Source organism: Rhodopila sp. (assembly GCF_965276935.1).
Classification (GTDB): Bacteria; Pseudomonadota; Alphaproteobacteria; order Acetobacterales; family Acetobacteraceae; genus Rhodopila.
This window is the reverse complement of sequence record NZ_CBDIBS010000004.1, coordinates 1,167,454-1,179,481: the sequence shown is the minus strand read 5'-3', so window position 1 is coordinate 1,179,481 and position 12,028 is coordinate 1,167,454. Positions and strand designations below refer to the sequence as shown.

At 63.8% G+C, this 12,028-nt stretch carries 10 protein-coding genes; 1 reads left to right on the top strand and 9 read right to left on the bottom strand.

Features of this window, described 5'->3' with window-relative positions; translation table 11 throughout:
* Window positions 1–31: 31 nt before the first annotated feature.
* The 5 genes from ACQY4S_RS21730 to ACQY4S_RS21710 form a co-directional block, all read right to left on the bottom strand.
* Window positions 32–436: an HI0074 family nucleotidyltransferase substrate-binding subunit gene (locus ACQY4S_RS21730; RefSeq protein WP_428487286.1), complete on the bottom strand. Its 405-nt coding sequence runs from the start codon at window positions 434–436 to the stop codon at window positions 32–34.
* A gap of 32 nt (window positions 437–468) precedes the next feature.
* Window positions 469–1,593, bottom strand: a complete 1,125-nt coding sequence (gene ispG / locus ACQY4S_RS21725) for a flavodoxin-dependent (E)-4-hydroxy-3-methylbut-2-enyl-diphosphate synthase (RefSeq protein WP_428487285.1) — start codon at window positions 1,591–1,593, stop codon at window positions 469–471.
* 115 nt (window positions 1,594–1,708) lie between these two features.
* Window positions 1,709–2,722, bottom strand: a complete 1,014-nt coding sequence (locus ACQY4S_RS21720) for a RodZ domain-containing protein (RefSeq protein ID WP_428487284.1) — start codon at window positions 2,720–2,722, stop codon at window positions 1,709–1,711.
* 207 nt (window positions 2,723–2,929) lie between these two features.
* A complete protein-coding gene (locus tag ACQY4S_RS21715; protein ID WP_428487283.1) occupies window positions 2,930–5,089 on the bottom strand; it encodes a putative PEP-binding protein in 2,160 nt (719 codons plus the stop codon).
* 394 nt (window positions 5,090–5,483) lie between these two features.
* Window positions 5,484–6,281 carry a phytanoyl-CoA dioxygenase family protein gene (locus ACQY4S_RS21710; protein WP_428487282.1) on the bottom strand — a complete coding sequence of 266 codons (798 nt, stop codon included), beginning with the start codon at window positions 6,279–6,281 and terminating at the stop codon, window positions 5,484–5,486.
* Between the two features lie 312 nt (window positions 6,282–6,593).
* Between ACQY4S_RS21710 and ACQY4S_RS21705 the strand changes: the two genes are divergently transcribed.
* Window positions 6,594–7,838 carry a branched-chain amino acid ABC transporter substrate-binding protein gene (locus tag ACQY4S_RS21705; RefSeq protein ID WP_428487281.1) on the top strand — a complete coding sequence of 415 codons (1,245 nt, stop codon included), beginning with the start codon at window positions 6,594–6,596 and terminating at the stop codon, window positions 7,836–7,838.
* A gap of 148 nt (window positions 7,839–7,986) precedes the next feature.
* Here the strand turns inward: ACQY4S_RS21705 and ACQY4S_RS21700 are convergent, their stop codons facing one another.
* The 4 genes from ACQY4S_RS21700 to rutA form a co-directional block, all read right to left on the bottom strand.
* On the bottom strand, window positions 7,987–8,994 hold the full coding sequence (locus ACQY4S_RS21700) for an ABC transporter ATP-binding protein (RefSeq protein ID WP_428487280.1): 1,008 nt from the start codon (window positions 8,992–8,994) through the stop codon (window positions 7,987–7,989).
* Window positions 8,991–9,836 (bottom strand): ABC transporter permease, encoded by an 846-nt coding sequence (locus ACQY4S_RS21695; RefSeq protein WP_428487279.1) that lies wholly within the window; start codon window positions 9,834–9,836, stop codon window positions 8,991–8,993. Before ACQY4S_RS21695 ends, ACQY4S_RS21700 begins: the two co-directional genes overlap by 4 nt.
* A gap of 11 nt (window positions 9,837–9,847) precedes the next feature.
* A complete protein-coding gene (locus tag ACQY4S_RS21690) occupies window positions 9,848–10,702 on the bottom strand; it encodes an ABC transporter permease (RefSeq protein ID WP_428487278.1) in 855 nt (284 codons plus the stop codon).
* Between the two features lie 83 nt (window positions 10,703–10,785).
* A complete protein-coding gene (gene rutA / locus ACQY4S_RS21685; RefSeq protein ID WP_428487277.1) occupies window positions 10,786–11,871 on the bottom strand; it encodes a pyrimidine utilization protein A in 1,086 nt (361 codons plus the stop codon).
* Between the last annotated feature and the right edge of the window lie 157 nt (window positions 11,872–12,028).

Genomic DNA, 12,028 nt, shown 5'->3' with positions numbered 1-12,028 from the left:
TGTTCGGCGTCCGAAAGATCAATGACCCGGGTCACGCCAGCCGCCGTATCAACCTGTCACGCAGATGGCTGGCTTCAGCCAGAAATGCCGGGATGGACGTCGCGATCTGATCCGCCGTTTCGGCATGATAGGCGAGGCTGGTTTTCGCACGCAGATCACGATAGCAATGCCAGACCGGCCAGTCACCGAGAAGCAGGTCCTGTTGGTTGGCGGTATGGATAAGGTCCTGGAAGGTCATCCGGTCCACCTCCCCAGGGGAGGCGGCGGCTTGCCGGATAAAGCGCTTCAACATGCCATGGCACGGCTCATAGGTAAACGCGAACCTCTGGATCAGGCCGTCTCGCAGTTGGTCATCCGCCGGCTCGTTTTGATAACGGGCCAGCCCCTCGCGCAAGCGATCAATCGCCTTGATCAAGGGCGTTATGTCCAGAGACACCGTGTTGTTTCCGGTTACGCGCCGATGGGAGACTACTCCGCCGCGATCTTCTCACGCTCCTGCGCCGCCCGCAGCGCGGCGGCTTTCGCCTCCACCAGATCGACGATGTGATCCACCATCGACCCGCCATCGATCGTGTGGTCGGTCTTGCCGGCACTGTAGATCATGTGCCGACCGTTTCCACCGCCGGTGACCCCCAGGTCGGTCATCAGCGCCTCACCTGGGCCGTTTACCACACAGCCAATGATCGACAAGGTGATCGGCGTCTCGATATGGCCGAGCCGGTCCTCCAGCGTTCGCACTGTCTCGATCACGTTGTAGCCCTGGCGTGCGCAGGACGGGCAGGAGATCACCTTCACCCCGCGATGGCGGATGCCCAGCGTCTTCAGCATGTCCCAGCCGACCCGCACCTCTTCCTCCGGCTCGTCCGACAGCGACACCCGCAGCGTGTCGCCGATGCCGGCCCAGAGCAGCGACCCGAGGCCGATCGAGGACTTCACCGTTCCCATCCGGCGGCCGCCTGCCTCGGTGATGCCGATATGCAGCGGGTGGTCGCAGACCTCGGCCAGTTGTTGATAGGCGGCGACGGCGAGGAACACGTCGGACGCCTTCACGCTGATCTTGAAATCGTGAAAATCGTGCTGCTGCAGGATGTTGGCGTGGTACAGCGCGCTTTCCACCAGCGCTTCCGGGTTGGGCTCGCCGTATTTCTCCAGCAGGTGCTTTTCCAGCGAGCCGGCGTTCACGCCGATCCGCATCGAGCAGCCATGGTCGCGGGCGGACTTCACGACCTCCTTCACCCGCTCATCGCTGCCGATGTTGCCGGGATTGATGCGCAGGCAGGCCGCGCCGCTGTCGGCGGCTTCCAGCGCACGCCTGTAGTGAAAATGGATGTCGGCGACGATCGGCACCTCAACCTGGCGAACGATGTCCTTCAGCGCCAGCGCACTTTCCTGATCGGGGCAGGAGACCCGGACGATATCCACGCCTGCCGCTTCGGCGCGCCTGATCTGCGCCACGGTGCCGGCGACATCGGTGGTCAAGGTGTTCGTCATCGTTTGCACGGTGATGGGTGCGCCGTCGCCGACCGGAACTTTTCCGACATAGACCCGGCGGGACTTCCGACGGACGATTTCCTGGTAGGGACGATAGCTCATGCAAGTCTCCTTTGCCGGCAACGGACGGATCCGTCGCGGCCACTGGAACAGGCGACCGGTCTTCGGCAACCCTGGATGCGGCAATCACCATTATGGTGTCTTCCACCACGATCCGCTACTGGCGGGGGCGGTTTGAGGCAAGCTGTGGCGCCAGGGCGGCGGCGAGTTTACCATCCCTGATCTGGTCCGGGTCCAGCGGCATGTCGCGCCGGACGGTGCCGGAGGCACCGAGGCTGGGCGTGGCGACGCCATCCACCAGGATGTCGGTGCCGCCGGCATTGCCGGTAGTCAGCAGCAGGTTATCCTGCCGCGGCACCGGCCAGGTTTCGCCAGCCTTGATCGTCCGGTTCAGCAGAATGACGCCATTGCGATCCTTGACCTGAAGCCAGGCGTCGGCGCTCGCCCGCAGCACGATCCGACCGGGGTCCACCGTCGGCGGCGCGGCGGCGGCAGCAGGCGGCGCCATGACCTGATCCGGGACCTGATCCGGTATTGGCTCGCGGACCAGCGCGGCGGCGGCCGAGGTCGGTGAAACCAGCGAAACAGCCGGGGCCGGATCGGCTGGCGCAACCTGCGACGGTGGTTGCGGTTGTATTGCGGCAGCGATGACGGACCTTGCCGGCGCGGGCAGTGCCTGTTCGGCCACCGGCGCGGGCAGCGCCTGTTCGGCCAAGGGTGCCAACCGCTCCGGGATCGCGGTGACGGTCTCGGCCGGCAGGCGGCCTTCGCCGGACAATCGATACCAGCCGACATAGGCGCCGATCGACAGCACCAGGCCAAGCAGCATGACAGCGCCCGCCGGCAGGCCGCGATCCGGCATCGGAACCGGAAATACCAGGTCTGTCCGGCTGTCCACCGCCGCGGCTTCCGCCTTGAAGCGCTTGACCATCTCCTCCGCGTCCAGCCCCAATGCCCTCGCGTAGGATCGCACAAAACCAACCGCATAGGCATTGCCGGGAAGCAGCGCGATATCTCCCGCTTCCAGTGCTTCAAGGTGGCATTGGCGAATGTGCAGGCTGGCGGCGATGTCCGGCAAGGCCAGGACCAGACGCTCCCGCGCGATGCGCAGGGCTGACCCGACCCTTCCGGCCGTCAGCGTTTCCGTCCGTGGCACGATCGTCGACATCATGGCTGACGGTCAACTGGCCTGGACCAGTGTTCGTGTCGCACCGCGGGCCCGTTGATCTCGATCATCTGCGGGAAACTCACAACCATTCCGTGTTGCACGGTGAAGTATGGTTGTAGGCTTGTAGACCACACGAAAAGTTTTTTCCAGCGATCGATACGAGCTTCTTGAGGCGTTTGGCGAAATGTTTCGCGGCAGGCGGGCGACGGCCTACGTCAACACGCCGCGCTCCCGCGCCCAGGTCGTGATGGAATCACGCATTCTGGCGCCACCGCTGCGGCGTATGGTCGCCAGGACGGAGCGAAACGACGATAGATCGACGCCGGCGAACATTGCCTTCATTGGCAGGATCCCGCTTGCCGGCATCGACAGTGTCGTTACCCCCAGCGCCGTCAGCACAAGGGCTTCCAGCGGTCTGGAGGCCGCTTCGCCGCAGACCGAGATGGGAACCGAGGCGGCACCGGCCGCGCCGATCAATTGCTCCAGCATATCAAGGACAGGCTGGGACAGGAAGTCATATCGATCATATAAGGATGGCGTGGCGCGGTCGGCGGCGAACAGGAACTGCAACAGGTCATTTGATCCGACCGAGACAAAATCGGTTTCCTTCAGCAGTTCGGGAAGTTGCCATAGCAACGCGGGTATCTCGATCATGGTGCCGACCTTCAGGCACCCTGGTGACGGGTGGAGCCGTTTCGTCTCGGCCACCAGCAGCGCCTTGGCGGCGCGAAACTCGCCGACCGTGGCGACCATCGGGAACATCACCGACAGGTCGCGGCCGCCGGCGGCGAGCAGCAGGCCGCGCAACTGGCGCCGCAACAGCGCCGGCCGGTCCAGGCCCACGCGCAAGGATCGCCAGCCCATGGCCGGATTTTCCTCCTCGCTGACGGTGCCCGGCAGCAATTTGTCCGCGCCAAGGTCCAGGGTGCGGAACAAGACCGGCTTGTCGCCAGCCTCATCCAGCACGCGAGCATAGAGCGCCGCCTGTTCGGCGACATCCGTCATCGAGCCGCGGGCCAGGATGGCGATCTCGGTGCGGAACAGGCCAATGCCGTCGGCGCCGGTCCGCTCAAGCTGCGGCAGTTCCAGGCTCAGCCCGATATTCAGCATCAGCTTCAGGCTGATGCCATCGGCGGTGACGGCGGGACGATGGCGCAGGGGCGCCAGGCCGGCGAATTTCGCACTGCGGGCTTCGCGCGCCCGGGCATAACCCTCCTGGACCTCCAGTTGCGGACGCAAGATGAACTGTCCTTCGTCCGCGTCCACCACGGCGTCATCGCCAGGCTCCGCGCTTTCCAGCATCCCCCTCAGGCCGCCCAGCGCCGGGATGCCCAGGGCGCGGGCCAGGATGGCGGCATGGCCGGCGGGGCTGGCCTCCTCGATCGCGAGTCCGGCAATGCCGCGGGCGTGCCAGTCCAGCAACTCCGCGGGACCAAGGCGGCGGGCCAGCAGGATGGCGCCTTCGGGAATGGCGGCGACGTGGCCATCGCCCGTCAGGGTGGCCTGCAGCCGGTTGGCCAGGTCTTCCATGTCGGCCAGCCGCTCACGCAGATAAACGTCGCTGATCCGCCGCATGCGGTCGTGCAGTTCGGTGGCGACCCGCTGCACCGCGGCCTCGGCTGTCATTCCGCCGCGGATCACGTCGGCGACGCGTCGCAGCCACCCGGCATCGGAGGCGACCAGGCGGTAGGCGTCCAGGACCTCCCGTGATGCCGTCACATCGGCCGTTCGGCCATTCTGCGGCAGATCGGAGAACAGGTCGTCCAGGCCGCGCTGCATACGATCCACGGCCTGGCCCAGACGGGTCTGTTCGGCTTGTGGATCGTCGGCGAGCAATTTGATTGGTGACCGCGTCGAACGCAGCAGCACCACGGGACCGACCGCGAGGCCGTGCATCAGGGCCGTGCCGGTAAACAATCGCGGCACCGTCGCGCCGACACCTTCCGGCGACGCATCCTTGGCACCGCTGTTCGGCAGCAGGTCCGCCAGCAGCATGGCCACGGTTTCCAGATCATCCACCTCCTCATCCGTGAAGCGGCGCGGCGCACGGTTCTGCACCGCCAGTACCCCAAGCATCCGCCCGGAGCGGCGAACCGGCACCGCAAGCATCGAGGCGAAAGGCTCTTCCCCGGTTTCCGGGCGATAGGCAAAGCCGGGATGATTCTGCGCGTCCGGCAGGTTCATGACAGTGCCGGTCGCGGCACAGAGGCCGATGATGCCCTCGCCAACCCTCAGTTTGGTATAGCCGATCGCATTCGGGTTCAGCCCTTCCGTCGCGGCAAGTTCCAGAATGTCGCCAGGACGCTGGACGTAGACGGAACACACCTCGCTGACCAACTCGGAGCCAACAAGGCGGACCAGTGCGGACAAAGGGGCTGCCCCATGCGCCCGGAGGTCCCGCAGCCGGGACAGGAGGCGCCTAGGCTCCGTCATCCCCGGCTGACGACGCCTATCGGCTGATTTGGTTGCATCGTCCTGGTTCCTTGAAAAGGCCCGCCAGCGGGATCGGCCGGGCGCAGCCAGACTGTGCCATTGCCGTTTCTGGCGGGTCTGCAACAGCTTGGAAAGTGATCTCGTGGCAAGATTCCGACCAAGTCCGTCAATTCAGTAACACGCGAGCAGCCGGCGTTGAGTGTGCGTGACGATCTGCCCGATGTCACCCCAAGGCTTGACCCGGCGGCAGCCCGGATGGTGCCTCGGTCGAGCATGATGCCCGGCCGAGGACAAACGCCGGTCCGAGCGCGTAACGCGACGGTTTCCGAAGCTACTCGGCGGCCTGCCTGAACCGCTGCGCGTAGCGGGTCAGCGCAGCCTCATCCGTCGCCACGATCGGTGTGAAGTCGGTGTGGGCGATCCACTCTGGGCGGGTCGGCTTCCGGATCGCGTTGGACACCGCGTTGAGCGTCAGATAGACGATCTTGCGCGGGTATGGCGTGATGTTGCCGGCCGATCCGTGCACCAGGTTGCCATGAAACAGCAGCAATCCGCCTGGCGCGCCGGTCGGCGCGACGATGCCACCCTGCTCCACCAGTTTGGTAACCATATCCTCATCGAGGGTCCACAGCGGATAGGACGTGGTGCTGATGTCGTGTTCGGCCGTGAGCACGCCCTGCGTGTGGCTGCGCGGCACCAGCATGAGCGGGCCGTTGATCGGCATCACCTCGTCGAGGAAGACGGCGATGTTCATCGCCCGCGGCTCCGGCATACCGTCGTCGCGTGCCCAGGTGCCGTAATCCTGATGCCACTGCCAGACATCGCCGGTGAACGAGGCCTTCGCATTGATCTTGTACTGGTGCATGTAGACCTGCTCGCCGAACAACTGCTCGATGGGGCGGATCATGCGGGGATGGTGGGCCAGAAGCGCGTGCGCCTCGTTATAAGTGTGCGCGGCGAAGGCGGTACGCGGCGCGCCTGACTTCTCCCGCCACACTTCCGGACGCTGCTGACGATAGATAGCCTCGGCCTCGGATCGCAGGACAGCGACTTCTTCCGCGGTAAAGGTCTCCGGCAGGAACAAATAGCCTTCCTCATGGTATTGTCGAACCTGGTGTTCTGCGAGCATGGATCGCTTCTCCTGGTTATGTCAGGCGGCGGTACCGGCCACCCGAATGGCTGCTGCCTGAACATCCAATTCTGTCCGAATTCAGCATCCGCCGATAGGCTTGGTCAAGCCGCCCGTAAGCGCTGATGCGCGGAGGAAGCAGGGGATTTCCCGTGCGCATGCGCACGATCAGCGTGCGGCTGGAGATGCATGAATTCCGGCTAATGCCATCCCAGTATCGCGAGGCAGGACGGCAAAACTGGCATGTTTCTTGCTAGTCTACCAGTATAATGACTTTTGGCTCGCGCGTCCGCTTATCCCGGAGATCCTCTCATGCATCCCACGCGCCGCACCTTGACAGCCTTGCTCGCCACCACCGCGGCCGCTTCGCTGTTGCGGCCGAAACCCGTGCGGGCCGAGGACCGCAGTGTCACCATCGGCATTACCCTGCCATTGACCGGGGCGGGTGCCGAGGATGCCGTCAACGTCCTGCATGGTGCCGTGCTCGCGATCGAGGAGGCGAATGCGGCGGGCGGTCCTGGAGGCTACCATGTCAGGATCGAGACGCTGGATAACGCCACCACCACCGCCGGCCAGTATGATCCGGTGCAGGCGGCGGTCAACGCCCGCAAGCTGGTCATCGACAAGACAGTGGTGGGCGCGATCGGCCCGATGAACAGCGGCAGCGGCAAGGCGATGGCGGCGATCCTGAGCCAGGCCGATCTGGCGACGGTGACTCCCAGTTCGACGAATCCCGATCTGACCGATCCGAAGTTCGCCGCGCTCTACCGTCCTGGCGGACTGCCGATCTACTTTCGCACCGTGACCACGGATTCCTACCAGGGGCCGAACATGGCCAACTTCATGGCCGAGGAACTCAAGATCAAATCGGTTTTCGTGCTGGATGACAGTGGGGCCTACGGGGTCGGCATCGCGGACACCTTCCAGGCGCGCGCGAGCAAGATCGGCATGACCGTGCTCGGCCGCGACCGGGTGGATCCCATGGCGTCCGACTATTCCGCGCTGCTGACCAAGGTGCGCAGCCTGAATGCACAGGCGCTGTATTGTGGCTCCAGCGCGTTGGCCGGGATCAAGCTGGTCAAGCAATCATACGACATCCTGCCCAATGTGGTGAAAGCTGGCGGCGACGGCCTGCACCAGGCTTCCATCCTCGGTGGCGCTGGGTTTCCAGCGGCGGAAGGCTGGTACAGCACCATTGCCGCGCCACACATGCTGGATGACAAGGTCATGCAGCCCTGGATCGACCGATACGTCAAGCGCTGGGGCACACCGCCGGCCGACTACTCGATTACCGCCTATGACGCGGCACAGGTGGTGCTGGCAGCGATCGCGGCGGTGGCGAAGTCGGGCAAGCCGGTTGCTCGCGCGGCGGTTCGCGACGCCATACAGGTTGGTCGGGTGAAGACGCTACAGGGCGAGCTTGCGTTCGATCCGAACGGCGATCTGGAGTCGCACGTGGTCAGTGTCTTTCAGGTTCGCTACGATCCGAAATACCCGCCAACCGACATTGTCCACCAGTTCAAGTTTGTCGGTGTTGCTCCGGCCGATAACAGTTGACGCGCGAAGTCGGAGCGATACGCTTTATTGGCGCTGACACAGGAGACCAGGCGCGATCATTCATGATGTCGTGTCAGGCGGAAGCCAGTGCCGCGGCCTTTTGTAAGGCTTGCCTCAACCAATCAAGCGTTGCCGTGGACAAAGTGTCCTACTCGGCTGCGATTTCCGCTTCCATCAACGCGTGCGTATCCTGCGCCGACCACACCAACGTCGCCTGCTGCCCCGGTTCGGTCGGTTGCTGGTAGAATAACCGGTCCGGTACCAGCGCGGACACCTCATCCCCGGAATCCGTCATCACTGCAACCCGCACCATCGCCCCCTGATATTCCACCGCGACGACGTGGCCGGTCACATGCGGCCCGTCCTGCGCCGAACCCAGCCAGCACCGATCCGCCCGGACCGCGATCGAGCCCGCATGGTTCCGCAGCACGTTGTGGCTGCCGATGAAGCGGGCGATGAACGGACTGACCGGCCGCTCGAAGACATCGCGCGGATGCGCCGACTGGCGGATGTGGCCGTCTTCCATCACCACCATCAGGTCGGCCAGCGCCATTGCCTCATCCTGGCTGTGGGTGACGTGGATAAAGGTGATGCCAAGCTCGCGCTGAAGGCGCTTCAGTTCCTCCCGGACCTTGATGCGGAGGAATGGGTCCAGCGCCGACAAAGGCTCGTCCAGCAGCAGGACCCGAGGCTTGGTGATCAGCGCGCGCGCCAAGGCGATCCGTTGCTGCTGACCGCCGGAAAGCTGCGTGGGCAGGCGGGCCGCGAAGCCCTCCATGTGAACCAGGGCCAAGAATTCCTTGGCCTTGCGATGGCGTTCGGCCTTGCCGACGCCGCGCATCTTCAGGCTGAAGGCAACGTTGTCCAGGCAGGTCAGGTGCGGGAACAGCGCGTAGCTCTGGAACATCATCGCCGTGCCACGCCGGATCGGCGGCAGGTCGGACACGTTTTCGCCGTGGATCAGGATATCGCCATCGGTCACCGCCTCATGCCCCGCGATCATCCGCAGGGTCGTGGTTTTGCCGCAGCCGCTGGGGCCGAGCAGACAGCAGTAGGTGGCGCGGGGGATGCGGAGGGAGATGGAGTCGACAGCCAAGGTCGTGCCGTAGCGCTTGGTGGCGGATACCAGCTCGACATCGAAACGTGTGTCCATCATTCAACCTTCACGAGTGCTCTGCCGCGTCGGCGCTGCATGCGCAGCACGACCAGCAGGCCGATGGTGATCGCCAGGAACGAAACCCCCGTGGTGACCGTGCCGATCGCGAACAGCGTGGGGGAGGTGGCCGAGGAGATCAACGCGTAGATTTCCAGCGGCAAGGTGTTCTTCGGGCCAATCGTCAGGGTGGTACGGGCATATTCGTCATAGGATAATGTGAACGCGCCCATTGCCACGCCGATGATCCCCGGCAGCAGGATCGGTATGGTGATATGGCGCAGCCGCTGCCAGGCGCTGGCACCAAGGTCGGTCGCGGCTTCTTCCCACGCCCGGTTGAAGCGGTTCACCACGGCGAACATCGCGAACAACCCGAAGGGCAGCGTCCAGGTCAATTGCGCGCCCAACGCCGAGGTGAACAGGCTGGGCTGCCATCCCAGAAACTGGAAACCAAGGCCGATGCCGAAGCCAACGAGCAGGCTTGGCATCACCAGGCTGGCGATCGCCAGATAGAACAATGCGCCCGACCCAGGAAAATTGCGGCGGAAGCCCAGGCCCGCCGCGACCGAGATGACAACTGTCAGGCTACTGACGACGGCCGCCAGGGCAATGGAGCGGCCGAAGGCGACTGGGATGTTCGCCATCTGGCCCGGCTGCATGATTTCCTTGAACCAGACGGTCGAAAATCCCACCATCGGGAAGGTGACGCCGCCGTTTGGTCCCTGGAACGACAGCACATAGATCACCAGCATCGGACCATACAAGAACAGCAGGAACAGGCCGAACAGGGTTGCCAGTGCGTAGAAGGTCCAGGGCCGCTTGTCGGTGATCGCGGTGTAGGCCATGCGATTGCCTCCTACTTCACCAGTTCCTTGCGGACATCGACGACCCGCATCATCATGGCGACCAGACAGGCGACGAAGACCACCAGCACCATCGCGTTGGCCGACGCCGGCGGATACTGCATGGCCTGGATCTCGGTGGACAGCATCGACACGATCGAGGCGCTTTGTCCGCCGCTCATTTGCCGCACCACGAAGTAGTCCCCCATTACCTGGGTGAAGACCAGGATGGAGCCCAGCGTGATGCCGGTCTTCGACAGCGGGATCACGACATTGGTCATGGTCCGCCAGCGGCTGGCGCCGGCGTCCCGGGCCGCCTCCATCAACGCCGGATCAATCTTCGACAGCGAGTTGGCGATCGGGCCTATCATCAGCAGGGTGAACAGATGCACATAGGTGATGATCACCGCGAAGTCGGAAAACAGCAGGAAGGTCAATGGCTGCGAGGTCAGTCCCAGGTCCATCAGAATCTGGTTGAAGGCGCCGTTTCGACCAAGAAAAGGAATCCAGGCGATGGTGCGAATGATGCCCGACGTCCAGAAGGGGATCGCGCACAGCAGGAAGAAAACCGTGCGAGTGATCGGGTTTCGCACATGAAAGATCAGAAAGTAGGAAATGTTGAAGCCCAGGAAGAGGGTGATTGCCCAGACGATGAAAGCGAACCGGAGCGAGCTGACATAGACCCGCCACGTTGCTGGCGTCGTCAGCAGTTCACGATAATTGTCGAAGATGAATGCTGGATAGATGCCGGTCCGGTCATAATCGTAGAAGCTGACGATCAGGAACAGAATGGTGGGCAGCGCGAACAGCAGCACCAGGATCAGGGCAAGCGGGCTGACCTGGATCCACGACACCAGCCAGGGTGGCATCCGGGTCGATCGCCGCGTTCGCGATACGGCGATCGACCGGTCATTCAAGCTGGACGAGACAAGCGAACTTTCCCCGGCACTGCTCATGCGGCTTGCTTGATCGCGTTCTTGCACCGCATCAGCGGCATGATGCGGGTGCCGAACTGCTCCATGCCGATGATGAAATCGTCGAACGTCATCATCACCCCGCGCACCCCGGGCACTTCGGACAATTCGTCGAGCATGCGCGCGACGGTGGCGTAGGAGCCGACCAGCACGCCCTGGTTCGTCGGCAGCTTGTCGGTGCCCATGATACGGCGCCGGTTGGGCTGGGCGTAGATGTCGGTGCTCGGGTCGTCCTGCGCCTGCTCATCGCGGTAGGCCAGCGCTTCCAGGTCGGTGCCGGCCTTGTAGTGCTCCCACTTGGCCTCGGCGGCTGCATCGGTTTCGTCGGCGATGATCATGATCAGGATCAGCGCACCGCAATCGCGGCCGGTCTGTTGCGTCGCCGTCACCAGGCGGGCGACGCTGGGTGCCACCGAGGTCGGTGCGTTGTAGCCGAAGGCGGCGCAGAAATTGTAATCCGCGTACTGGGCGGCGAACTTCGTGCCAGCGTCACTCTGGGCGGCGCAGATGATGGGGATCTTCGCCGCCGTCGGCGTCGGCAGGCAGCGGCAGTCGTCCATCTGGAAGAAATCGCCCTTGAAGTCCGAACGGCCGGTCGCCCACAGTTCGTTCATTACGGTCACATACTCGGCGCAGTATTCGTAGCGGCGCTTGTAGTGCTCCGCGCCCGGCCAGATGCCCATCTGGGTGTATTCACGCCGCTGCCAGCCAGAGATGATGTTCACTCCGAACCGGCCGTGCGAGATGCTGTCGATGGTCACCGCCATCCGCGCCGCGATCGGCGGCGGCATGGTCAGGACCGCGCAGGTGGCGAACAGCTTGATCTTCGTTGTCGTCGCGGCGAGGCCAGCCATCAACGTGAAGGATTCCAGGTTGTAGTCCCAGAACCCGGACGGACCGCCGAAGCCGTGCAGCTTGATCATCGACAAGGCAAAATCGAAGCCGAACTGCTCGGCCTTGTCGACAATCGCCTTGTTCAGGTCGTAGCTGGGCTTGTATTGCGGCGACGTGGTCGAAATCAGCCAGCCGTTGTTCCCGATCGGAATGAAGACACCAAGCTGCATCACAAACGCTCCAGTTCAGGAAGTGATAAAGTCGTATCAGCGACGAGTCGGATCGCGATCCTCCGCGACAGGCTCTTTCATTCCGGCGGATGGTCGCGTGGCGTCATGCGGCTGCGTCCTTGATTTGGTTCCGGAACTGAACTCGTCAGGCCGAACA